The organism is Parasalinivibrio latis (assembly GCF_036825535.1).
GTDB lineage: Bacteria > Pseudomonadota > Gammaproteobacteria > Enterobacterales > Vibrionaceae > Parasalinivibrio > Parasalinivibrio latis.
In genome coordinates this window covers 3,360,559-3,384,658 of the sequence record NZ_CP098812.1, presented here as the reverse complement: position 1 = coordinate 3,384,658, position 24,100 = coordinate 3,360,559, and the positions used below count along the sequence as shown (strand labels likewise).

Sequence of the window (24,100 nt, the reverse complement as noted above, 5' to 3'; positions counted from 1 at the left end):
TTCCAAAACTCGTAACTACTAGTCTCAATTGCCGGTCAGTTTCTCAGGGTAAATGGATTGCCGTAGCCCAGAGAAGTGCCGCCAGAATCGCCGTGGCCAAAGCCGGTGTTCGCCCCCAAACCCAGCAAGCTGAAGGAGAAGGTAATGTTGCTGTCGTATTCAGGTGGCTGATTGATTGAAGAACGGTACATCATATAACGGCTGAAGCTCAGGCCTATTACCCAGCAATCTGAGCGGTAAGTCAGGCCAATTTCAGAATCCAGCATATTATCTTCAACCAGGTCTCGGAAGTACTTGCCGGATACGCTGATCTTATTGCTTACAGGGAAACCTGCCACGATACCAGCCTGATTGATACCGTCTGTGCCAAAGTTCGCATTGCTGTTGTTTGGCAGAGTAGACTGGATGTATTCCTGTGAAACATAACGGTAGCTGGCCTGGGCATAAAACCCGCCATCACGGTATTCTGTCACCAGGTTGCCGAACTGGAGATCATCGATATTTGCGTCATATTCCATACTGCCGCGAACAAAAAGCCGGTCGTTATAGTTGTACTCTGACTCTATAGCCCAAGCTGAGAAATTGATGTTCTCGCCCTGTGATGTGCTTGGCTGGCTGATATAGAAAATCTGGCCGAAGGAAACGTTAAAACGCTCACGGTAGTCGCCGTCAAATACACGGCTGGAAAGTCCGATGGTGAACTGGTTCGCTGGGTTGATGTAATCCACGCTGCTGTACTGGTTCGCCCGGAACAGCCCGTAATAATCTGTTTGCAAGCGGGCAGTGTCATAACCACCGCCGTTATAGTTAACCGGATTGTAGATACCGCTTTGATCCACATCTTTGATATACAGGTACTGCACCTGTGGTTCCAGGGTCTGGGCGTATTCTTCCCCAAACAGGCTTGAGTGGCGCTCCAGGGTAATCCCTGCATGGAGTCGGGCCGATGGGATGGTTCGGTCTACTTTCTCTTTCAGGCGAGCATCACCCACCGCATCAACATTTGCTGACTGGAAACTCTGATCGTAGTGGGTATAGTAAATTTTGCCTTCTGCCGACAACTGTAACCACGGTGTGTAATACGGGATGGTCAGAGTTGGCTCAAAGTTTACCCTTGTCGCTTCGGGTTTTTTCGGATCGTTGTTTTTGAACACACTGATGCTGCTGGGCATCTTGAAGTTCATGTTATAAGCCAGATCCGGACGGTAATAGTTGAAAGACAACTGCGGCATCAAACGGTAAACCGGGGTGTTCAGCGTCAGGGCCTGAAAATCCCGCACTGTCACAGTGGAGTCCCAGAAGGTATCCCGGTAAGACATTGATGCCGTCTGCAGCAAGGTATTGTCTTCCCGTTGGCCTATGTCCGAGCTGAAATCAGCAAAATAATCAATGTCACTGACTTTGCTGTAATCAGCATTGAATTTCCAATGGTTTTGAACTGCCGCATGCTTCCAGTTGAATCCCCAACGGTGTCCCAATTCCCGGTTGAGCTCATCCGTCTGCATGTATTCGCCGGTCAATGAACCTCTACCGTATCCATCCGTCAGGTAGCGGAAAGTGGAATCCAGTTGCAGCCCTCGACGTGACATGTATTTCGGTGTGATCACCATGTCGTACTGCGGGGCGATATTCCAGTAAAAAGGGGTCGCCAGCTCGAAACCATCCCGCGTACTGAGGCCTGCTGACGGGTACAGGAAGCCTGTCAGGCGGCCATCTTCAACGGGTACCCTGAGGTACGGGATATAAATAACGGGAACATCGAGCACTTCAAAGCGGGCACCTTTAAGGTCTGCAAAGATGTCACCATCTTCTTTTTCAAGCTTGTCCGCGGTAAAACGCCAACTGTTGTCTTCTGCCGGGCAGGTGGTAAAGGAGCCATCTTCCAGCTCGTAGAAGGTGGTGCCGTTTTTAAATACCCGCTTGGCCTCTCCGCGACCGGGCTGGCACAGCATGGTATAGCTGGCATCACGGACAGTTGTATCCTGATTGTTCAGGTTACTCTCAACGTAGGGTGCGCGGACTTCCATCTGGCCGTCGTCCACTACTACATTGCCTTGCGCAGTCACTTCGTTTTTAGCGTGGTCCAGCGTGACCTCATCAGCGGTAACCGTGCGGTAACCCTGTTTAATCACCACATCGCCTTTATAAACGGCCGTTTTCTGGCCTTCAGCTGTGGCTTCATCAGCAACAATAGTGACTGGCTGGGTGTTCGGATCCTGAGTGCGTTCAGATGGAGCAAGGCATTGGGATTTCGGGTATGCTTCCTCGCCATCAGGAACTGTTGAGTCCTGTTCGGCATAGGCTGGGCCATACAATGCCAGGCAAATCATTGTCGACAATAGGCTACGGCGGGTCAGAGACATTAAATCAATCAATCCTGTTGTTGTCGGTAAGCGCTGGTATACTCGGTGCCAGCTTGGCTGCAAGTTTTTCCGAAAAATGGGAGTAATGATAAAGCAAATTGCTTCCTCGGGCATCAGTAAAACCAGCGCAGTGTGTGATTGTGCTGAATAATTTCAAAACAGAGAGAGCAGTATGCAAGTTTGGGGAAAAATTCTCGGCGCATTTTTTGGCTTCCTGCTTGGTGGTCCCTTTGGTTTACTGTTAGGCCTGTTTTTAGGTCATAAGTTCGATAAAGCACGTGGCAGCGTGTTTTCCGGTGGGTTTAGTCATGGTGGAGGACAGCAGGAAAGGCAGGCAGCCATATTCCATGCCGCTTTTGCTGTGATGGGGCATGTTGCCAAAGCAAAAGGCAAGGTTACCCAGGATGAAATCCGGGTTGCTTCCGCCATAATGGACCGTATGGGGCTGCGAGGTGAGTCCCGACGGCAGGCGCAGGATGCCTTCCGGGAAGGGAAGGAACACGATTTCCCGCTTGATGATGAACTCTACAATGTCCGCCGACTGTGTGCCGGCCGGCCGGATTTGCTGCAGTTTTTCCTGGAAATGCAGATTACGGCTGCATTTGCAGATGGCAACCTGCACCCGGCTGAGCGAGAGATCCTTCACCGCATTGCCGAGGCCCTCGGGTTTTCTTCTGCCCAACTTGAGCAGCGCCTTCGCATGCAGGAAGCTGCGTTCCGTTTCTCCCAGGGAGGTGGTGGCCAGTACCAGCAACATGGCCAGTGGCAGGCACCGCCAAGCCGTGACCAACTGGCTGATGCGTATCAGGTATTGGGTATTGAAGACTCAGCAAGTGCACAGGAAGTTAAGCGAGCTTACCGCAAGCTGATGTCTGAGCACCATCCGGACAAACTGGTTGCCAAAGGGCTTCCGCCTGAAATGATGGAAGTTGCGAAACAGAAGACCCAGGAAATTCAGTCGGCGTACGAGCTGATCCGTAAGGAAAAAGGCATCAAGTAATCCTGTTGAATCCCAATATGGGTATGTTTTTCGCCAAGAAGCCCGGATGTTTAATACTCCGGGCTTTTTATTTACAGCAACAGCGTTAGACCAGGTTTACCGGCTCACCTCGGTAGAAGGCTTCAATGTTATCGATAAGCTGGTCAGCCAGGGTCTGGATAGCAGAATCAGAGCCCCAGGCTACATGAGGGGTGAGCAAAAGGTTTGGCAGATCGGCATTTTTTATCAATGGGTTGGACTCATCCGCCGGTTCCTGCGTGAATACATCCATACCTGCACCTCCGATATCGCCATTTTTCAAGGCTTCAACCAAAGCCTGTTCATCCACAAGCCCGCCCCGTCCAGCATTGATAAGCAGGGCTGTCGGCTTCATAAGTTTCAGCTCTTTTGTGCCAATCAGGTTTTGGGTGGTTTCGGTTAGGGGGCAGTGCAGACTGAGTACATCAGTTTGTTGCAGCACTTCTTCAAACGGGGTGTAGCCATCACGGCAGGCTGTGGCGCCTTTATGCTCGGCAAACAGGACGTTCATGCCCAGTGATTTACCGATATTGGCGGTCGCCTCTCCCAATCCGCCTTTGCCGAGAATCCCCAGTGTTGAACCTTCAATATCCCCAATCGGGTGGGAAAAAAAGCAGAACTGTTTTTTCTCCTGCCAGACCCCCCTGGTTATATCGTCGTGATAGCCCATCAGGTTCCGCCTGAGTGCAAACATCATGGCAATAACATGCTCTGGCACTGAACGGGTTGCGTAACCGCGTACATTGCTGATGGGGAGTTTGTTTTCCCTGCACCACGCCAGGTCGACATTGTTGGTGCCGGTTGCGGCGATAGCGACGAATTTGAGTTTTGGAAGCCTTGCGAGCAGGTCAGCATCCAGTACCGCTTTGTTACTGATAACAATGGTGGCGTCTTTCAGCCGTTCGAACCGATCTGCCGGTTCTGTCAGGTCGTACTCGGCCCATCGATGGGGAAAATCCGGGCGGCGAACCCGGATTTGTGCGGGAATGGTGGCGCGGTCCAGAAAAACAATCTCTTCCATGAGTTTTACCAGTCAGTCTTTTTCTTCCATTTTACCCGCTGTCATGCCGTATTCCAGAAGGGTATTTACAGGCGCCCTGGCGTAAAAGTCACAAGGTGCAAAAAGATGCATCGGTTCGCCGGTTCCTGGGTGGAAGAATGACAGCTCAGCAGCATGCAACTGAAGCCGGGGAGAATACCGCAGTGCTTCCGGCGTTGCATAAAACTTGTCACCGACAATTGGATGGCCGAGGGACTGCATATGGACACGGAGCTGGTGGGAGCGGCCGGTTACCGGCAACAAGCGAACCAGAGTGGTTTTTTTCTCATGCTTGATGACTTCGAAATGCGTCAGTGATGCCTTGCCTGTCTCATGGCAGACAATCTGCCGCGGGCGGTTAGGCCAGTCACAGATAAGCGGCAGATCCACTGTTCCCTTTTCCTGTTCCAGATGACCCCAGACACGGGCGTAATACAGCTTGTGTGTTTCCCGCTCTCGGAATTGGGCCTTGAGGTGGCGCTCGGCTACTTTGTGCATGGCAAACACCATAAGGCCTGATGTGGACATATCCAGTCGGTGCACCAGTTCACTGAACGGGTGTTCCGCCTTAATACGGCTCCAGGCACTGTCATAGTGCAGGGGATCTTTTCCGGGGTTGGAGAGCAGGCCACTGGGCTTGTTGATTGCGATGATATCATCATCCTGATACAAGACATCCAGCCAAGGCTCTTTAGGCGGATTGTAAATAAACTCCGGACTCATTACGGGCCTATGTGTTTCTTTTCAATTCATGAAGAAAACCCCGGCATCGCCGGGGTTGCAATATGAGGTGATTGTACCCTATCAGTTGTGGCTGACCACCACTACGCGCAGGGAATCCAGTTGCACCTGGGCGTTATTGATATAGCCGGTAAGCTCTCCAATCTGCGTTTCCAGTGCTTCGAGTTCATCATCACGGATGTTTGGGTTCACCGCTTTCAGTGCCTGCAGGCGGTCCAGCTCTGCACGCAAGGTGTTGTTCATCTCTTCGTTGGCAGCTGCTTTTACGTTCTCCAGCTCACGTTCAGCCACGGCATCACCGGCCTGGATAAGAGCGTGGATCTGGTTTTGTACAGAGCTGACCATCTTGCTTGCCAGGTGACGGCCAAGTGGTGCCAACTGGCGGTTGAAGGTATCAAACGCCACGTTTGCTGACAGGTCATTGCCTTTTCCATCCAACAGCATGCGGATTGGGGTCTGGGGCAGGAAGCGGGTGATACCTGACTGCTTGGGTGCCTGGACTGTAGATACGTACACCAGCTCCAGGAACATGGTGCCAACCGGTAGTGCTTTGTTTTTCAAAAGGGAAACTGCAGTCGTCCCTACACTTTCGCTGACAACTAAATCCATGCCGCCCTGAATAATAGGGTGCTCCCAGCTCAGGAAGTGAACGTCATCGCGGGAAAGCGCGGTGTCACGGTCAAACGTCACGGTGCAGCCGTCAGCCGGCAGGCCTGGGTAGCTCGGTACCAGCATATGGTCAGAAGGGGTCAGGATGATCTGGTTTTCCCCTTTGTCTTCCTGGCCAAGGCCAATGGTATCGAACAGGCCGATGGCAAAGTTGACCAGTTCCGGGTCACCGTCTTCGTCACCAATCTCTTCTACCAGTTCGCGGGCTTTAGTGCCGCCGTTTGAGTGCATTTCCAACAGGCGGTCACGGCCTTGCTCCAGGTCAGCTTTAAGGTGGGCGTGCATTTCCGCGCTTTGTTCAATCAGGTTGTCGAGCGCTTCGCCTTGGTCACCGTTGGCGATCAACTCGATAAGGTCACTGCCGAACTTGTCGAAAATCGAGCGTCCGGTCGGGCAGGTTTCCTCAAATGCATTCAGCGCTTCATTATACCAACGTGCCAGCAATGACTGGGAGGTGCCCAGCAGGAACGGTACGTGGATTTCGATATCGTTTTTTTGTCCGATACGGTCAAGGCGGCCAATACGCTGTTCCAGCAGATCCGGGTTCATTGGCAGGTCGAACATCACCAGATGACGGGCAAACTGGAAGTTACGCCCTTCTGAACCGATTTCAGAACACAGCAGAACCTGGGCACCGGCTTCTTCCTGGGCGAAGTAAGCGGCTGCCTTGTCGCGTTCAAGGATAGACATGCCTTCATGGAATACTGTGCCGCGGATGCCTTCGCGCTCGCGCAGGCTCTGTTCAAGGGTCAGCGCTGTGGCTGCCTTGGCACAAATCACCAGGATCTTCTCGTTGCGGTTGGATTTGAGCAGGTCAATCAGCCAGTCAACACGCGGGTCGAATGCCGACCAACTGGATGTTTCGCCTTCAAACTGCTGATAGATTTCTTCCGGATACAGGGCTTGTGCCGCTTTTTGTTCGGTAGAAAGCTTGGCACCCATGATGCCGGCCACACGCATTGCAGTGGTGTACTGGTTTGGCAGCTCCAGCGGGTACATGCTCAGGTGACGCTGTGGGAAGCCCTGGATGGCTGAGCGGGTATTCCTGAACAGAACTCGCCCGGTACCGTGTCGGTCCATCAGGTTGTTGATCAGCTCCTGGCGGGCTGAGAGTTTTTGATCTTCATCCACATCACCTGCGGTAACAATACGCAGCAGTGGTTCAACATCCTGCTCTGAGAGCAGCTCAGTAATGCTGTTAAGGGCGTCGTTTGTTAAAGCCTGGTTTGCCAGCAACTGGCTGACTGCTTCGGCAACCGGTGCATACTGGCGCTCTTCCTCGACAAAAGCCTCGTAATCGTAGAAACGATCCGGGTCCAGAAGGCGCAGACGGGCGAAGTGGCTCTCGTGGCCCAGTTGCTCCGGCGTTGCCGTCAACAGCAGGACGCCAGGGATGGTTTCGGCCAGAGCTTCAACTACCTGGTATTCACGGCTTGGCTTGTCCTGGCTCCACTCAAGGTGGTGGGCTTCATCGACAACCAGCAGATCCCAGTCCCCATCAACAGCCTGATCCAGGCGGCGCTTGCTCTTGCGTAGGAAATCCAGCGAGCACAGGACCAGCTGGGCGGTATGGAACGGGTTGTCAGAATCGGCATAAGCCTCAACACAACGCTCTTCATCAAAAATGGAGAAGTGCAGGTTGAAACGGCGCATCATTTCTACCAGCCACTGGTGCTGAAGGGTCTCAGGTACCACGATTAATACGCGCTGGGTACGGCCCGACAGAATTTGCTGGTGGATGATCATACCGGCTTCGATGGTCTTACCCAGGCCAACTTCATCGGCGAGCAGCACGCGAGGCGCGTAGCGACGGCCTACTTCATGGGCAATATAGAGCTGGTGTGGGATAAGGCCGGCGCGGGATCCACACAGGCCGCGCAGTGGGCTGCGTTGCTGTTTGTGGTTGTTGTTGAGGGCGCGGTAGCGCAGGGCAAAACGGTCCATACGGTCGATTTGACCGGCAAACAGCTTGTCCTGTGGACGGTTAAAACGGATCTGGTGGCTGAGGAAAATCTCACGAAGGACGATATCAGTTTCGCCGTTGTCTTCACGGGTGCCGAAATAGGTCAGTACGCCGTTGTCTTCTTCCACACGGTCAACCGCCAGTGTCCAACCCTCGTGACTTTCAATGATATCACCGGCATTAAAGGCAACCCGGGTTACCGGGGCATCTGAGCGGCTGTAAACGCGACTCTCTTCACTGGCAGGGAACATCAGGCTGACGGTACGCGCATCAAGCGCTACCACAGTTCCCAATCCTAAATCGCTTTCTGTATCACTGATCCAACGCTGTCCGAGGGCAAATGACATACGTGAAAACCTTCCTTTCAAACACAAATCAAAGGGTGAACGATCCGGCATTTATAGGCTGTCGCATTTATTAAAACGGTTATTTTTAACTGCGAGTCAGCCTGCGCCGAAAAAAGGGGGTCAATGGTACTGTAAGTTGTGATTCAGGTCACGGCGAATATCCATCGGGTGAGAAAACCTGTGACTGTCACCATAAGGTCAAATGAAAGAGGTTTATTAAGAAGGGGATTCTTGAACTATTCTTACAAGTAAGCGGTAGTCTCAACCGCGAGCCATAGCCAACCAAGGAGGTGCCTATGGGCGATGCCGACCGGAAAATCTTTCTGTTGGATACGAACATCCTTTTGCACGAACCTCTCGCCATCTACTCTTTTCAGGAACACGACGTCGTCATCCCGATGACAGTACTCGAAGAACTCGACCGGATTAAAGACAGTAAACGCGATGTATCGCGCGATGCACGTGTGGCTATCCGGACGCTGGAAGATATCTTCAGTGACGCCACCCCGGACCAAATTTCAGAAGGCATATCCATAGGAGGGAATGAAGGTGCCGGTACGATTTCCATCATGGCTGATTATGAAATTGTCGAGACGGTCCATGCCTTTACCGACAAGGCCGGTGACAACCGGATTCTCAATGCGGCGCTCCACCTGCAGGCTAAACGTTCTCCGCGCAAGGTCGTGCTGGTAACAAAAGACATCAACATGCGCCTGAGAGCCAAAGGGGCGGGGCTGCGTTATGTAGAGGACTACCGCAGTGACCAGCTTATCGATGATGTGGCTTTGCTGACCAAAGGGTTCCAGCGTTTTGAGGGACGGTTCTGGGATAAAGTGGATGAGTGCAATACGGTGAATTCCGGCCGTGACACCTTCCATAATGTCACCATGGAGACACCCGAGAGCGTATTTGTGAACCAGTATGTGCTGGATGAGACGGAGGAATTTGCAGGACGGATCCAAAGCGTGGAAGGGGATCACCTGACTATCAAAGACATCGGTACCGAACGCCTTCTTCACCGTGAAGCGTGGGGAGTAAAACCGAAAAATATTTATCAGGGAATGGCACTGGATGCTCTGCTTGACCCGCACGTAGAACTGGTCGTGCTTACCGGACCGGCAGGCTGCGGCAAAACGTTCCTGGCTCTTGCTGCTGCACTGGAGCAGGTAGTGGAAAAAGGGATGTATGACAAGATCATGGTGACCCGGAACACGCCGGATATTGCTGAATCCATCGGCTACCTGCCGGGTTCCGAAGAAGAGAAAATGCTGCCCTGGCTTGGTGCGGTGACTGATGCGCTGGAAGCACTGCACAAAAATGATGAGTGCTCCGAAGGCTCCATGCGGTACATCATGGACAAGGCTAACCTTCAGTTTAAGTCCATTAACTTTATGCGTGGCCGCTCTATCCAAAACGCTTTTGTGTTGCTGGATGAGTGCCAGAACCTGACTGCGTCGCAACTGAAAACCATCATTACGCGCTGTGGTGAGGGAACCAAGCTTGTTTGCTCTGGTAACCTGGCCCAGATTGACTCGCCATACCTGACGCCGGTGACCTCCGGCCTGACCAATATTGTTGAACGTTTCAAATACTTTGAAGGCAGTGCCAGTGTCTACCTTAACGGGGTTGTCCGAAGCCGTCTTGCTGAGTTTGCAGAAGAAAATCTGTAAACCGGTATAGCTGATAAATTACCGGGGAAATCACTTTCCCCGGAACCTGAATACCCAGCTTTACCTGATGGGATGATTGCCCTCAAACACCTTGGGGATGCTTGGGGATTATCAGTGAATCCAGCCCATCTTTAGGCCCCTTGCTTCTTGATGAGGCTCGCTCAAAAGCGATAGCCAGCAGGCGGTCAGGGTCATGTCCATCTTTCGGGTAGCTGGCAATACCGGTCAGGTAACGCCAAGGGAGCGTAGCCTGTTCTATCCGCATTGGGTTTCGTTCCAGCTGGCGTCGCAGCACTTCAAGTTTCAGGTCTGCTTCATGTTGGCCTGCGTTATCAAACACCACGGCAAATTCATCACCACCCACACGGGACACGTGGGCATTTTTCGGCAATATACAACTTAACTGCAAACCAAATTGCTTCAGTGCCGCATCTCCGGCCTGGTGTCCCCATTGCTGGTTGATGGCAGAAAATTTCACAAGGTCAAATACTACCACTGTGTAGCAGTGTGGGTGGAAGCGAAGCCCGTTGAGGTGCTCAATAAACCCCCTGCGGCTTGTCAGGCCGGTGACCGGATCGGTTTTGTTTGCCAGTTGAAGTGCGTTGTTTGACTTTTGCAGGTCAGATAACGCTTGCTGCCATTCGTTGGTCCGGCGCTTTAACACACGGCGGACAACCAACAGTGCCGCCAGGGCAAGGCACAGGCCTACGGCCAGCAGTACCGGGTGCAAGTCTTTCCACCATTTGAGGATCTCCGGATGGTTGTACCATTTGGAGGTAATGGCCATGACCTCGCCGTCAGAGATCTTTGACAGGCCACGGCTCACTTCACCCAGCGTATCGGTATCACCTTTGGCGACCGCGAAATGGAGGGGAAAGCTGTAAAGGTAGCGAAGTGGAATGAACTGTCCTTCTTTTCCCGCTTTGGCCATGGCGTAATTGGCTGTGTTCAAGTCATCAATGAACAGTTTCACGTCACCGGCCATGGCATGGGAGAGCAGGTCCCCAAAACTGTTGTGCAATGCCAGCTTGCTGCGGTCAGAGAAAGAGGTGATGAATTCATGTTTCAAGCTGCCAAGGACCGAACCTATTTTTTCGTGGCTGACCCCATCTTCCGGCAGGCTTTTGTCTGCGAACAGGTAAACCTCATAGGGTTCGAATGGCAGTGCATGGGAAAAAGAGAGAAACTCTGCGCGGGCTGATGAGTAACCCAGACCCCCATGGATGTCAGCCTGACCGTTTTTCAACGCTTCCAGCGACTCAGACCATGGCATCAGTTTGAATTCAACATTCACACCATTTTTTTGCCCATAAAGACGCCAAAAATCAATCATGATGCCCTGTGGTTGCCCTTTTGCATCAAGAAAAGAAAAAGGCTCCCAGGTAGAGGCACCTGTTATGACCAATTTTTTGGGCTCATTAGCGTGAGCGTTAAAAATCAGCCCGCTAAAAAGCAGCGAAAAAACAGTGAGGAAACGATAAATTCGACGCGGCATGACTACCGAACAAGAAATTGCGAGACTGTTCCCAATTATACTTAAAACGGGCAGAGAAATGGACAAAAATGTTCTTAAAAATTCATAAAATAATCATGAATATCGCAGTTTAGAAAAGTTCCACATCATCTTCTGGCTCTGTGTTGACGACCAACCCCTGTTTAACCATATCCCCGTACACAGAGATGCGGTTTCTCCCCTGGCTCTTGGCATGGTGAAGGGCAGTGTCTGCATGTCCAACAACAGTGACAGGGTGGTAGTCTTCTGTATTGATTGCTGTCATGCCGATTGATACTGTCACATCTTTGGCTGTACCGAAGCAGCGGTTTTCCACACTGGTTCGAAGCTGATCTGCCTTCGCCCAGGCCTGCTCATAGGTACAGGGGCCCATCAGGGCCAGAAATTCATCCCCACCATAACGAAAAAGGGTTTCACCCTTGCCGAACAGTTGCTTGAGCAAGGCGACAATCAGCAAAAGTACATCATCGCCATAGATATGGCCCAGGTCATCGTTGATATGTTTGAAATTGTCTATGTCGATAATCAGCAACCAGTTTTTTTGGTCAACTCCGTCTGACACAGAAACATCGGCAAGAAGCTCTGTTAGCCTGCTGTCCAGAACCTTGCGGTTATAGAGCCCGGTCAGGCTGTCCCGCTCACTGGCAGAAATGATAGAAATGAAATTTTCGTAAACTTTGCTGAGACCGCTGATCAAGACGGTTTCTTCTTCAGTAATATTCTGTCCCAGACACATTACCCAACCGTAGAGCTTTTGTTTGATAAGGATCGGGATCAGGACGGAGTCTTTGCCTGACAGCTGAAAGTACTGGTTGTCCATGCTGAACAGGCTTTTGTTGAGGATTTTGTCCAGGATTTTCAGTTCATTATCACCGAATTGCTGGGCGCTGGAGCTGGCGCGGATAAGAAAACGCTGTGAACCGCCAAATTCTACGTCAACGATAAAAGCCTGCTCCACATGAGTGAGCTGCAAGATGGTGGTGACGAGGCTTTGGTACATTGCATCTGATTCTGTATGGGCAGTGATATCCACGACAGAATGCAAGACTTCAATGCTGCTGACTTTCATTAGCGCGTCTCCTTATTATTCTACTTTCTGAGTATAGATCTTTGTTTTGAGACGCATTGGAAAATCTAGCAAATCAGATAATGCTGCATGATCTCTGGCGGATCGTTGAGGATGCCAGTCTGGCCTGACAGCTGAATTTTTCCATTTTCTATAAACAGAAAACGATCTGCGATAGAGCGGGCGTCATCCGGTGAATGCGTCACCATGATCACCGTGGTCTGCCGCTCGTCGGACAGGGCTTTCACAAGCCCCAACATGTCTTTTCGAAGAGCCGGGTCCAGTGCGGAAAACGGCTCATCAAGAAGTAACAGAGGCCTCTCGCGAACAAGGCTTCGGGCAAGGGCTACGCGCTGACGTTGCCCACCGGAAAGTTCACCGGGCAAGCGTTTAAGGTAACCATCGAGGCCTACCCGGACTGCAGCGGCGTGGACTGCCGATTTCTGCTCTGTGGAAAGTGAAAGATCCGGGGCAATTCCGAGGGCAATATTGTCCCCGACACTTAAGTGCGGGAATAGGTTGTGCTCCTGGAACAACATGGTCAGCGGACGCAGGTGCGCCGGTTTCCGGGTGATGTCTTCACCGTTAACCCCCAAGGTACCGGAAGATGCGGGGAGCATTCCGGCCAGAAGGGAGAGAAGGGTGCTTTTCCCTGCACCGCTTGGGCCGAGAACCGCAATGATTTCGCCTTGCCGCGCGTCAAAATCGAACACCATATCGGCTTGCTGGTAACGGTAAGTCAGGTTTTTTGCAGTCAGCATGCCACTTTCCTCGTCATTATTTTCTCTATCAGCCAGTAAAGCCCCAAGCTTAATAACATCAGCAAAAGGGCAACAGTAGCACTGGCAGCTAACTGGTAACTGCCCATCAACTGGTAAAGGTACAGCGGCAGGGTCCGAAAATCCTGGCTGCCAAACAGGGCTATCGCCCCCAGATCCCCAATGGATAGCACCATAGCAAGGGCCACGCCCTGAGCCAGTGGTTTGCGTACCAGCGACCATTCAACAATCCTGAGGCGGTTCAAACCCTTAATACCCAGTGAAGTGCACAGAGGGGTATATTGCTGGGCTACCTGGAAAAGTGGCTGGGACAGGATTTTAATCAGGTAAGGCAGGGCCATAAGGGCATTGACCAGAGTGACCAGCCAGAATGCCATACCGAATACATCAGCTACGGGGCGCAGCAACAGGAAAAGGCCGGTTGAAATCACAAGTCCCGGGGTCACCAGTATAATGGAGCCGACAAGCTCTATCCGGTCAGCCCGGCCTCCCAATCCGTTATATCGCCAGAACCGGCTGGCAAGCAACAGGGCAACAGCCAGTGTCAGTGCCAGAATGGTGGCAAAGATGCTGACTTTCATGGAAGAGAGCACCGCATACCAGAGTTCACTGTGAGCGAGTATTGCCAGCCCTTGCGGGTTAAGCCCTCGGATGACAACCACCAGCAGTGGGGGCAAGGTCAGCAAGCAGACAAGGGCTATCCAAAGGGTGTCCCATTTTTTAGCCGTTGAAGAATCGAGTGCGGCCGGTAAGTGAGCCCCGCTGGTGTTTTTCAGGCTGCTTTCCGTTGCTACAGGCCTGGCCCATTTCTGTATAACCAGAGCCAGTGCACCGCACAGGAGCATCTGCCATACGGCAAGGATTGCCCCGGTTTGCAAGTCAAAATCAAATCGCAGGGCCTGATAGATAGCGAGCTCAATGGTTGTTGCGCCAGGCCCGCCCCCAAGAGCCATGACAGTGGCAAAGCTGGTAAAACAGAGCATAAACACCAGCCCGGCAACATGCGGCAGTTGCTGGCGCATATACGGCCATTCAATCAAGCGGAACCTGTGCCAGCCACGGATACCCAGATGGTTGGCAAGCTGAACCTGTTCCGCCGGTATTTGCTCAAGGCTTTGCAACAAAAGCCTTGCTGAAAATGGCAGGTTAAAAAATACGTGTGCGAGCAGAATCCCACCAAGCCCGTAGAGGTTGAACGGTAGGGAAAAGCCGAACACAGAAAGCCCGTCCGCAATCAGCCCACGATTTCCGTAGATGGCTACAAGGCCGACAACACCCACCAATACCGGTAAAACCAGTGTCATGGAAAACAACCTCAGCAGCAGGGCGCGTCCCGGAAAATGTCGCCGGTACAATGCATGGGCAACCGGTATCGCCAACCCGACACTGAGAAGCACTGACAATGAAGCCTGCTTGAAGGTAAAGGCGGTGACATGCCGAAGATAGCTGTCATGCCAGAGAGCGCCGGGGTTCAGAGTGGGTGACTGTATGAGCAGTGCCAGGATAGAACCGGCAACCAGGGCAATGATTAGCCCGGCAGACAAGATGCCGGGCCAGGTACGGGACGGATTTAGGATCACTTAGGTTATTTCACCAGTGCTTGTTGCCATTCACGAATCCAGTTGCGGCGATCCTTAGCCACTTCTTCAGGACTGAACTCCAGTGATTTAGCTGGTTTGGTCAGAGTATTGAAACCTTCCGGCAGTTTGACGTCGGTTACCGGGTACATCCACTGGGTAGTGGGGAGGATCTCCTGGAAAGTGTCTGAAAGCACGAAGTTCAGGAATTTATCCGCCAGTACCGGGTTGTCAGCAGACTTTACTTTGGCAGCAACTTCAACCTGCATGTAGTGGCCTTCGCTGAAATTAGCGGCAGCATATTTCCCGTCGTTTTCAGCAATTAGGTGGTAAGCCGGGGATGTGGTGTAGGAGAGCACCATGTCTGCCTCACCTTCAAGGAACATGCTATAGGCCTCTGACCATCCCTTGGTGACGGTGACGGTATGCTTGGCCAGTTTCTGCCAGGCATCGGTTGCACTGTTGCCATATACCGACTTCATCCAAAGCAGCAGGCCTTGGCCTGGTGTGGATGTGCGAGGATCCTGGTAGATAACCTTGATGTCCTGCCGGTTTTCCACCAGATCTTTTAGGCTCTTGGGTGGGTTGGCAAGCGTGTCCTTGTTGTAGACAAAGGCAAAGTAACCGTAATCGTACGGTACAAAGGTAGTGTCGTCCCAGCCGCCCGGTACGGTTACGTTGCCGGTGTCCACACGGCTTTCAGCCAGCAGCCCTGTCTTCTTGGCTTCTTCGATCAGGTTGTTGTCCAGACCCAGAATGATATCTGCCTTGCTGTTTTTGCCTTCCAGGCGCAGGCGGTTGAGGATGGATACACCGTCTTCCAGCGCAACAAAGTTAATCGTGCAACCGTCGCATTCGGCTTCAAACGCTTTTTTGACTGCCGGAGCCGGGCCCCAGTCAGCAGCAAAAGAATCATAGGTGTACACCGTCAGGGTGTTGTCAGCAGCAAATGCTGAGCCTGATACAATTGCCAGTGTGGTGAATAGGGTCGTTGTGGATTTCACTCTGCGCTCCTTACGTCATGGCATACCAAACGGCATAAATCCGGCGGTCTGGTAGTAAAGGGTGTGGCACAGGGCTTGAGGAGGCGGGGATAAGACGGTAACCGCTTCTGCTCTCAATTCCTACGCCAGCATTACCTGGTTCAGGTTCAATGGGTTTCTCTCAGCCGCACATCATTACAGGCGACACCCCATGAGAACATTTGCGATTTTAAAAGGATCGGGGACAGCTAACCAGCCTTTTGTCCCGGTGGTCAGGTTTTATTGAGGCTCCAGTCATATTCATATTGGATCTTGCCGTTAAAATCTTTCAGATCATTTGACTGGCGGTAGCGGTTTAGGTGTTCAAGCACGCCTTTTTCACTCCCGCCGAAATCATCAGCAAACCATTCATAAATGGAGGAAAGCTGGAGTTTATCACCATCCTGGTTTACTCCCTTATCGCTGTTTACAAACTGAATGGCGGCCTTTTCAAGTAAGTTTTCCGAATTACTCGCTGTGAAGGCAGTTGGCTGAAGGTTGGGGCAGCCGAGGCTGGCGCAGTTTACGGCGTAGTGGGTACGGGGGTCGTCCCAGATTGGGCGCAAAATCCGGTGCTCGATATCGTTAAGCGTCAGGTCTTGCCCGGTAATGGTGATGACCTTGTCTCCCCAGGGGCCAAAACTGAACAGGCCGCCCAGCTTGGTGATGGATTTAACTGGGTAGTTGTCCAGGATGAGTTCAACGGTAATGGCGTTGTAGAGATTTACCCAGTAGGCATACTGCTCTGCTTTGGTGTAGCCGCGAGGGTCGAGGTCTGCCAGCCCGGTAATGTAGCTTTTCAGGTTATTTCTGTCTTCAGGGCCGATCGCCTGGTAATCAAACAGTGTGTATTCGCCCTTTTCAACCAGATAGGTATCTAACAACCGTTGCCAGGGCTTGTGGGATATGGTTTGGGTTGAATCAGGGTCAGTTTTGTCCCAATACGGCCAAAGTTCAGATTTGGGTGCAGCAAATGCACTGCCTGTGATTAACACAAAGGTTAACAGTGCACTGAACAGCTTCTTGAGTAATACAGTCATTACCGGGTTCTCTTCGAGTTTTTAGAATAAGTCTTGCTGATACAGAGACCGCCCTGAATTTGATTATATTTCATAAAAGAAAAACCGGCGTTTGAGCCGGTTTTAGTCTTTTTTAGCTGATTTTTACCTCAGCGCAGAAATGCTGGGATCTTACTTTCGTACTCGGCAATTTTTTCTTCGTGCTGCAGAGTCAGGCCTATGTTGTCGAGGCCATTCAGCAGGCAGTGGCGACGGAACTCATCAATTTCAAAGGAATACGTCTTGCCGCCGGCAGAGACAGTCTGAGCTTCCAGGTCCAGTGTGACTTCTGCCCCTTCGTTTTGCTCAACAAAGGTAAACAGGGCATCAACTTCTGTATCAGTGAGCCGAACCGGGACCATGCCATTGTTGATGGTGTTGCCGTAGAAAATATCGGCAAAGCTCGGCGCGATTATTACCTTGAAGCCGTAATCATCCAGCGCCCATGGAGCATGTTCACGGGATGAGCCGCAGCCGAAGTTTTCACGGGCCAGCAGCACACTGGCACCCTGATAACGGGGTGCGTTAAGCACGAAGTCCGGGTTTGGCTGCTTACCGGCATCGTCAAGGAAGCGCCAGTCGTGGAACAGGTGCTTGCCGAATCCGGTACGGGTCACTTTCTGCAAAAACTGCTTCGGGATGATTGCGTCTGTGTCGACATTCGCTGCATCCAGAGGGGCCACAAGGCCGGTGTGTTGTTTGATTCCTGCCATGTTTCCTCCCTTACAGTTCGCTGACATCGGTAAAATGACCGGCAATTGCCGCTGCGGCCGCCATTGCCGGGCTCACCAGGTGGGTGCGCCCATCACGGCCCTGACGCCCTTCAAAGTTGCGGTTGCTGGTAGAGGCACAGCGCTCCTTTGGCCCAAGGCGGTCATTGTTCATAGCAAGGCACATGGAACAGCCTGGAAGGCGCCATTCAAAGCCGGCTTCCAAAAGAACCTTGTCGAGTCCTTCAGCTTCGGCCTGTGCCTTAACCTGCTCTGAGCCCGGAACCACCATCGCATGGACACTGGCTGCTACCTTGCGGCCTTTGGCAACGTCCGCTGCAGCACGGATGTCCTCAATGCGGGAGTTGGTACAGGAGCCGATAAAGACTTTATCTACCTTGATGTCACTCCACTGTTGGCCGGCTTCCAGCCCCATATACTTCAGGGCACGCTCGGCAGAGTGGCGCTCAATCGGATCTGAAAAGCTCTCAGGCGCAGGAATTTGCTGGTCAATGCCGATAACCTGGCCAGGGTTGGTTCCCCAGGTAACCTGAGGACGAATATCTTTTGCCTCCAGGGTGACCACTGTATCGAACTCTGCACCCTCATCGGTTTTAAGTGTGTTCCAGTATTCGATGGCAGCATCCCAGTCCGCACCGGTTGGCGCAAACTTGCGGCCTTTGATGTATTCGTAGGTGGTGTTATCCGGGGCAATCAAACCGGCTTTTGCACCGAGTTCAATTGCCATGTTGCAGACTGTCATTCGGCCTTCCATGGTGAGGTCACGGATGGCTTCACCACAGAATTCCACCACATGCCCGGTACCGCCGGCAGCGGTAGTCTTGCCAATGATTGCCAGCACGATGTCCTTGGCGGTGACCCCTGGGTTTACCTTGCCGCGAACCTCAATTTTCATGGTCTTGGCACGGGACTGTTTGAGTGTCTGGGTTGCCAGGACGTGTTCTACCTCGGAAGTACCGATACCAAAGGCCAGTGCTCCGAATGCGCCGTGGGTGGCAGTATGTGAGTCACCACAGACAATGGTCATGCCCGGCAGCGTCAGGCCGAGTTCTGGGCCCATTACATGGACAATACCCTGGTACTTGTGGTTGAGATCGTACAGCGAGACACCAAACTCCTCACAGTTAACGGCCAGCGTTTCCATCTGGATGCGGGCCATTTCACCAGATGCCTTAATGTCCTTGGTCTCGGTTGACACATTGTGATCCATGGTAGCGAATGTTTTGCTTACCTGGCGCACAGGGCGGCTATGGGCACGCAGGCCGTCAAATGCCTGAGGCGAAGTCACTTCATGGACAAGGTGGCGGTTGATGTAAAGCAGCGGGGTTTCCCCCGGTGCTTCAACGACTACATGGGCGTCATAGACTTTTTCATATAATGTTTTTGCTTTTTGCGTCGACATTGCATTTCTTCCTGAATGTTTTGTGCGTCCGAGCGAATTAGGCCTCGCGAATGTAGGCGGCGATACGGTCACCCATCTCAGAAGTGGAGAGCGGGGTTGCCCCACCGGCCAGATCTGCTGTCAGCTCACCAGCTTCCAGCGCCTTGCTGACTGCCGCCTCAATGGCCTGAGCTGCTGCTTCTTCGCCAAAGCTGTAACGGATCATCAGCGCGGCGGAGAGGATCTGTGCGACAGGGTTGGCGATATTCTTCCCGGCGATATCCGGAGCGGAACCCCCTGCCGGTTCATAAAGGCCGAACTTGCTTTCATTGAGGCTGGCGGACGGCAACATACCCATGGATCCGGTAATCATCGCGCATTCATCCGAGATAATGTCGCCGAAAATATTGGAGCACAGCATCACATCGAACTGGGAAGGATCCTTGATAAGCTGCATGGTGGCATTATCAATGTACATGTGGCAGAGCTCTACATCCGGGTAATTCTTGGCGATCTCGGTAACCACTTCACGCCAGAGGATGGAGCTTTGCAGGACGTTGGCCTTGTCGATGGAATAGACGTTCTTGCGGCGCAGGCGGGCAGACTCAAATGCGATCCGGGCAATACGTTCAATCTCAAAACGGTGGTAAACCTCAGTATCAAAGGCTTTCTCTTCTGCCCCTTCACCTTCACGCCCCTTCGGCTGACCAAAATAAATGCCGCCGGTCAGTTCACGGACTACAACAATATCAAACCCGCGGGCAGAGATATCTGCACGCAGCGGCGAAAAACCTTCCAGTCCAGCATGTATCTGGGCCGGACGAAGGTTACAGAACAGGCTGAAGTGTTTACGAAGTGGCAGCAACGCACCGCGCTCCGGCTGCTCATTCGGCGGCAGGTGCTCCCATTTCGGGCCACCTACCGAACCAAACAGGATGGCATCAGCAGCCTCGCAGCCAGCAAGTGTTACGGCAGGTAACGGTGTACCGTGGTTATCAATGGCAATACCGCCAACATCATACTCTTCACGATCGAACGCAATGTCGAAGCGGGCTTGTACAGCATCCAGCACCTTGTGTGCCTGTGCCATGACTTCCGGGCCAATGCCGTCACCGGGCAGGACAGCAACTTTGTAGCGATTTGTCATTGTTATACGGTCTCCGTTTTCAAATTTGATTGTTCCTTAATCTGCGCAATTTTTTCCGCACGGTGGATGCTGTTGATAACGTGCAGAAGGGCCTGGCCGGATGCTTCAACAATGTCAGTTGCCAGACCGGTACCGTGGTACTTGCGGTCTTTGTAATTGGCGATGATATTTGCCTGGCCGAGCCCATCCTCACCTTTACTCTTCGCAGTGAGGTCGAATTTCTCCAGCTCTACGTTGTAACCGGTGATCCGGTAAAGACATTGGTAAAGAGCGTCAACTGGCCCATTACCAATAGCTGCGTCGCTAACTTCCCTGTCGCCGCATTGCATCTTTACGCTGGTGGTTGCCATGATGCTGCCGGACTGGACGCTCAGGTAGTTCAGCTTATAGAAGTCATCTTCTTCCTGCAGGTTGTTGAAGAACATCAGGGCTTCAAGATCGTAGTCAAATACTTGTCCCTTACGGTCAGCCAGCTTGAGGAAGGCTTCGTACAGCGCATCCAGGTCAAAGTCTTTCTCCGTGTAACCCATGCCTTCCATACGGTTCTTAACTGCAGCCCGGCCGGAACGGCTGGTGAGGTTAAGCGCCTTGTCCGTCAGGCCAATGGACTCCGGAGTCATGATCTCGTAAGTATTCTTGTTCTTAATCATGCCGTCCTGGTGGATACCGGAGGAATGGCTGAACGCATTGGCCCCGACAATTGCCTTGTTGGACTGGATTGGCATGTTACACAGCTGGGAAACCATGGTGCTGGTGCGCGAAATCTCTTTGTAGTTAAGCCCAGTGTCGACACCAAGCAACTCACCACGGGTTTTGATAATCATGGCAACTTCTTCCAGCGCGCAGTTCCCCGCTCGCTCGCCGATACCATTGATGGTGCCTTCTACCTGGCGGGCGCCTGCCTGTACGGCTGCAATGGAGTTGGCGACTGACATGCCAAGATCGTCGTGACAGTGAACAGAAATAACTGCCTTGTCGATATTAGGTACCCGGTTAAACAGGGTCTGGATAATGCCGCCAAACTCGTTAGGTACGGTGTAGCCCACGGTATCCGGGATGTTAACTGTGGTGGCTCCGGCATTGATTGCTGCTTCCACCATCCGGCACAGGTTGTCAATTGGTGTACGGCCGGCATCCTCACAGGAGAATTCCACGTCGTCAGTGTATTTGCGTGCCCGCTTAACCGCCGCAACACCCATTTCGACAACGTCGTCGTAACTGCGGCGCAGTTTATCCTGGACATGGATGGTGGATGTAGAGATGAAGGTATGAATGCGGAAGGCTTCGGCGACTTTGAGGGATTCGGCGGCAACGTCAATATCTTTTGCCACTGCCCGTGACAACGCACAGACTCGTGAAGTTTTCAGGGTTTGTGCGATGGTTTGCACAGATTCAAAGTCACCCGGTGATGAAATAGGGAAACCGGCCTCAATAACATCCACACCCAAGCGTTCGAGAGCCAAGGCTATTTGCAGTTTCTCTTTTACAGAAAGGCTTGCCTGCAGTGCCTGTTCGCCGTCTCTCAAGGTAGTATCAAAAATGATGACTCGGTTATCGCTCATGGTGTTTTCCTCGCTTCCCTTGTTTTGCACATCTTGCGCGGAATACATAACAAAAAACCCGCGCATTTGCGCGGGTTTATTAAATTCTTGTGCCTATTCGTCAGTCCACAAGCTACCCGCGCGATGATTTCGCGAGAAGTAGTAGACCCAGAAGTTCAAAACGAATGGACGAATTCATTGTGTTACTTTCCTCTAACAACTGCACATTGAATAACCTATACACTGTGCTGTCGTCAAGGAAGGAGAGGTGGTTGATGCGATGGAAAACGCAGTTTTGTGATTATTTGTGTTTGTTTTAATGTGAATCGATGGGGTAATAATCTGTTTATTGGTTTTGAGTTCGAATAGGTAACTGTATGGGGGGAGGGTTACCATATTTCATGTTGAATTGTCTTTTCATATGCTTTTCTAACCCTCCTGTCATCAAGCTGTCTGTAAAGCGTCACCGCACTGTCACTAACCCTGCCTAGTCTTATCTCTGATAACAAACAGGAGTGAAGGTAATGCGGGCACTGGCTCCCATTCAAAAAGTGGATTTTGCACTGTCATCCCTGTGCCTGGGACACAGGTTCAACCGTGAAGTGGCTACATGTTCCCGATGGATATCCCATAGCGGTGACGGACATATGTACCTGGCTGTTGGTGTTTTGCTTGCGTTGCTGGGTGGTGATGCCGGGGTGACATTTTTCTTTACTGCATTGGTTGCATTTGCACTTGAATTACCGGCCTACATTCTTCTCAAACGTCTGTTTCGCCGTAACAGGCCGAGCCATATCCCTTCATTTATTACACCATCAGATCGCTACAGCATGCCCTCCGGCCACACGGCGGCAGCCTGCCTGATGGCGACACTCCTCAGCCACTATTTCCCGTCGTTTGCCGTTATTTATTGGACTTGGGCCGGTTGTATTGGGCTGTCACGGGTACTGCTGGGTGTGCATTTTTTCTCGGACATTGTAGCCGGAACAGTACTTGGGATAGGAAGTGCCATTCTGGTTCTGGATTGGGCTGTTGTTTGATTTTTCAAACTAATCAATCTGTTGGGTAAGGTGCTGTGTGATTTGAAATGCAATAAAAGCTAAAAAATCCTTAATTGATATAACGGGGTGATATGAAAATACTCTACGGTGTCCAGGGGACTGGAAACGGGCATATCTCGCGGGCCAGGGCTATCGCCAAAGCCCTGAAGCGCCACAGTGGTGTTGACGTCCAATTCCTTTTGAGTGGCAGGGAGGATAACGGCTACTTTGATATGGAAGAGTTTGGCAATTACCAGACACGCACCGGCATGACATTCCTGACTGAATCAGGAAAAGTAAGTTATGTTAAGACCGCGCTTCGTTCGGCACCGTTTACTTTGCTTGGTGATATCCGGGATCTGGACACACGGGAATATGATCTTGTGGTGTCAGACTTTGAACCGGTCACAGCGTGGGCAGCCAAACAACATAAAACACCTTCTTTATCTATCAGCCACCAATGTGCCTTTTCCGGTAATGTGCCGGTTGAAGGTGAAAGCCTTATCAGCCGTATGGTAATGCGCCACTTTGCCCCGACAGAAAAAAAACTTGGCCTGCATTGGTATCACTTTGGAGAGGATAATATCCTCCCGCCTATTGTTGATCTCGACCCAAAGACAGTACCCCAGAGCCAGGATTTTTATGTGGTTTACCTGCCATTTGAAAATTTGGATGAAATTGTCTCTCTCCTTACCCGGTATGCCCAAAGGTTCAAGGTGTTTCACCCGGCGGTAAAAGAAGAGAGGGAGTTTGAAAATGTGTCATTGTTAAGGCCCTCTCGTGACTGTTTCCATCAGGAGCTCACCAGTTGTGCCGGAGTCATGTCCAATGGAGGTTTTGAATTGCCTTCCGAAGCACTTTTCCTAGGGAAAAAATTGCTGGTCAAACCGCTGTCCGGGCAATTTGAACAGATGAGTAACGTCATTACGCTAGGCGGTATGGGGCTGGCAGATTGCATGGATTCACTCGACCCCTGGGTGGTGCGTCAGTGGCTGGACAAGCAAGCGGCTGAACGTCTGGTTTTTCCTGATGTGGCAGGGATTGTTGCAGACTGGCTGGTGAATGGTGACCGGCAAGATTTTACGTCGCTTTGGCAGCAAACCTGGTCTCAGGTACGGTTTCCTGAAAGCGTGATGGAGTGGATTGAGGAGTTTGAAATGCGGAATGAACACTACTCGTCAGGTGTAATTCCTGTGCGATAAACTCCAAGGCCATATTGACCCTCTGCTCAATAGCCTGAAAAAGTAAGACATACATCACTGCTTTTAATCATTTTTTGAACGTTTTTTCTTTTTTTATAATTATATAAATTAATGATAAATAAAGGGTAAAACGGTTTTATCTGCGAATATTTGCAATTGGTTACATTTGCCAAGTATTCACCCCATTTCTTTAATTCATCGCAATGATAATACTTAGCCTCAACAAGGCATGT

General features: G+C 51.7%; 18 protein-coding genes and 1 riboswitch. Of the genes, 4 read left to right on the top strand and 14 right to left on the bottom strand.

Going from position 1 to position 24,100, the window contains the following annotated elements; genetic code table 11:
* Window positions 1-35: 35 nt before the first annotated feature.
* On the bottom strand, window positions 36-2,363 hold the full coding sequence (gene lptD / locus NF212_RS15260; RefSeq protein ID WP_434357084.1) for an LPS assembly protein LptD: 2,328 nt from the start codon (window positions 2,361-2,363) through the stop codon (window positions 36-38).
* A 172-nt stretch (window positions 2,364-2,535) separates the two neighbouring features.
* Here lptD and djlA point away from each other — a divergent pair, with 172 nt between their 5' ends.
* Entirely contained in the window at window positions 2,536-3,363 is an 828-nt protein-coding gene (djlA, locus tag NF212_RS15255) for a co-chaperone DjlA (protein ID WP_434357082.1), read from the top strand.
* 85 nt (window positions 3,364-3,448) lie between these two features.
* On the opposite strand, the gene NF212_RS15250 is transcribed toward djlA, so the two are convergent.
* From NF212_RS15250 to rapA, 3 genes are all read right to left on the bottom strand, one after another.
* The gene (locus tag NF212_RS15250) at window positions 3,449-4,402 is read right to left on the bottom strand and encodes a D-2-hydroxyacid dehydrogenase (RefSeq protein ID WP_434357080.1); all 954 of its coding nucleotides are present in this window, start codon (window positions 4,400-4,402) and stop codon (window positions 3,449-3,451) included.
* A gap of 12 nt (window positions 4,403-4,414) precedes the next feature.
* Entirely contained in the window at window positions 4,415-5,143 is a 729-nt protein-coding gene (gene rluA, locus NF212_RS15245; RefSeq protein WP_434357078.1) for a bifunctional tRNA pseudouridine(32) synthase/23S rRNA pseudouridine(746) synthase RluA, read from the bottom strand.
* Window positions 5,144-5,224: 81 nt separating this feature from the next.
* Complete coding sequence (gene rapA, locus NF212_RS15240; protein WP_434357076.1) at window positions 5,225-8,140, bottom strand: RNA polymerase-associated protein RapA; 2,916 nt, start codon at window positions 8,138-8,140, stop codon at window positions 5,225-5,227.
* Window positions 8,141-8,436: 296 nt separating this feature from the next.
* Here rapA and NF212_RS15235 point away from each other — a divergent pair, with 296 nt between their 5' ends.
* Window positions 8,437-9,810, top strand: a complete 1,374-nt coding sequence (locus NF212_RS15235) for a PhoH family protein (RefSeq protein ID WP_434357074.1) — start codon at window positions 8,437-8,439, stop codon at window positions 9,808-9,810.
* Window positions 9,811-9,892: 82 nt separating this feature from the next.
* On the opposite strand, the gene NF212_RS15230 is transcribed toward NF212_RS15235, so the two are convergent.
* From NF212_RS15230 to leuA, 10 genes are all read right to left on the bottom strand, one after another.
* On the bottom strand, window positions 9,893-11,305 hold the full coding sequence (locus NF212_RS15230; RefSeq protein WP_434357072.1) for a transporter substrate-binding domain-containing diguanylate cyclase: 1,413 nt from the start codon (window positions 11,303-11,305) through the stop codon (window positions 9,893-9,895).
* Between the two features lie 109 nt (window positions 11,306-11,414).
* Window positions 11,415-12,392, bottom strand: coding sequence for a GGDEF domain-containing protein (locus NF212_RS15225; protein ID WP_434357070.1), 978 nt, complete (start codon window positions 12,390-12,392; stop codon window positions 11,415-11,417).
* A 65-nt stretch (window positions 12,393-12,457) separates the two neighbouring features.
* Window positions 12,458-13,150: a thiamine ABC transporter ATP-binding protein gene (gene thiQ / locus NF212_RS15220; protein WP_434357068.1), complete on the bottom strand. Its 693-nt coding sequence runs from the start codon at window positions 13,148-13,150 to the stop codon at window positions 12,458-12,460.
* Window positions 13,144-14,745 carry a thiamine/thiamine pyrophosphate ABC transporter permease gene (gene thiP / locus NF212_RS15215; RefSeq protein WP_434360896.1) on the bottom strand — a complete coding sequence of 534 codons (1,602 nt, stop codon included), beginning with the start codon at window positions 14,743-14,745 and terminating at the stop codon, window positions 13,144-13,146. The genes thiQ and thiP overlap by 7 nt, the downstream gene beginning before the upstream one ends.
* An 8-nt stretch (window positions 14,746-14,753) precedes the next feature.
* Entirely contained in the window at window positions 14,754-15,749 is a 996-nt protein-coding gene (thiB, locus tag NF212_RS15210; RefSeq protein ID WP_434357066.1) for a thiamine ABC transporter substrate binding subunit, read from the bottom strand.
* A gap of 99 nt (window positions 15,750-15,848) precedes the next feature.
* A riboswitch (TPP riboswitch) is annotated at window positions 15,849-15,950 on the bottom strand.
* Window positions 15,951-16,000: 50 nt separating this feature from the next.
* On the bottom strand, window positions 16,001-16,807 hold the full coding sequence (locus NF212_RS15205) for a DUF547 domain-containing protein (RefSeq protein WP_434357064.1): 807 nt from the start codon (window positions 16,805-16,807) through the stop codon (window positions 16,001-16,003).
* A 128-nt stretch (window positions 16,808-16,935) separates the two neighbouring features.
* On the bottom strand, window positions 16,936-17,538 hold the full coding sequence (gene leuD, locus NF212_RS15200) for a 3-isopropylmalate dehydratase small subunit (RefSeq protein ID WP_434357062.1): 603 nt from the start codon (window positions 17,536-17,538) through the stop codon (window positions 16,936-16,938).
* A gap of 10 nt (window positions 17,539-17,548) precedes the next feature.
* A complete protein-coding gene (gene leuC, locus NF212_RS15195) occupies window positions 17,549-18,958 on the bottom strand; it encodes a 3-isopropylmalate dehydratase large subunit (protein ID WP_434357060.1) in 1,410 nt (469 codons plus the stop codon).
* Window positions 18,959-18,995: 37 nt separating this feature from the next.
* A complete protein-coding gene (gene leuB, locus NF212_RS15190; RefSeq protein WP_434357058.1) occupies window positions 18,996-20,084 on the bottom strand; it encodes a 3-isopropylmalate dehydrogenase in 1,089 nt (362 codons plus the stop codon).
* Window positions 20,085-20,086: 2 nt separating this feature from the next.
* Complete coding sequence (gene leuA / locus NF212_RS15185) at window positions 20,087-21,646, bottom strand: 2-isopropylmalate synthase (RefSeq protein WP_434357056.1); 1,560 nt, start codon at window positions 21,644-21,646, stop codon at window positions 20,087-20,089.
* A 503-nt stretch (window positions 21,647-22,149) separates the two neighbouring features.
* On the opposite strand from leuA, the gene NF212_RS15180 reads away from it, so the two are divergent.
* A complete protein-coding gene (locus tag NF212_RS15180; protein WP_434357054.1) occupies window positions 22,150-22,665 on the top strand; it encodes a phosphatase PAP2 family protein in 516 nt (171 codons plus the stop codon).
* Between the two features lie 92 nt (window positions 22,666-22,757).
* A complete protein-coding gene (locus tag NF212_RS15175; RefSeq protein WP_434357052.1) occupies window positions 22,758-23,867 on the top strand; it encodes an MJ1255/VC2487 family glycosyltransferase in 1,110 nt (369 codons plus the stop codon).
* Window positions 23,868-24,100: the final 233 nt, after the last annotated feature.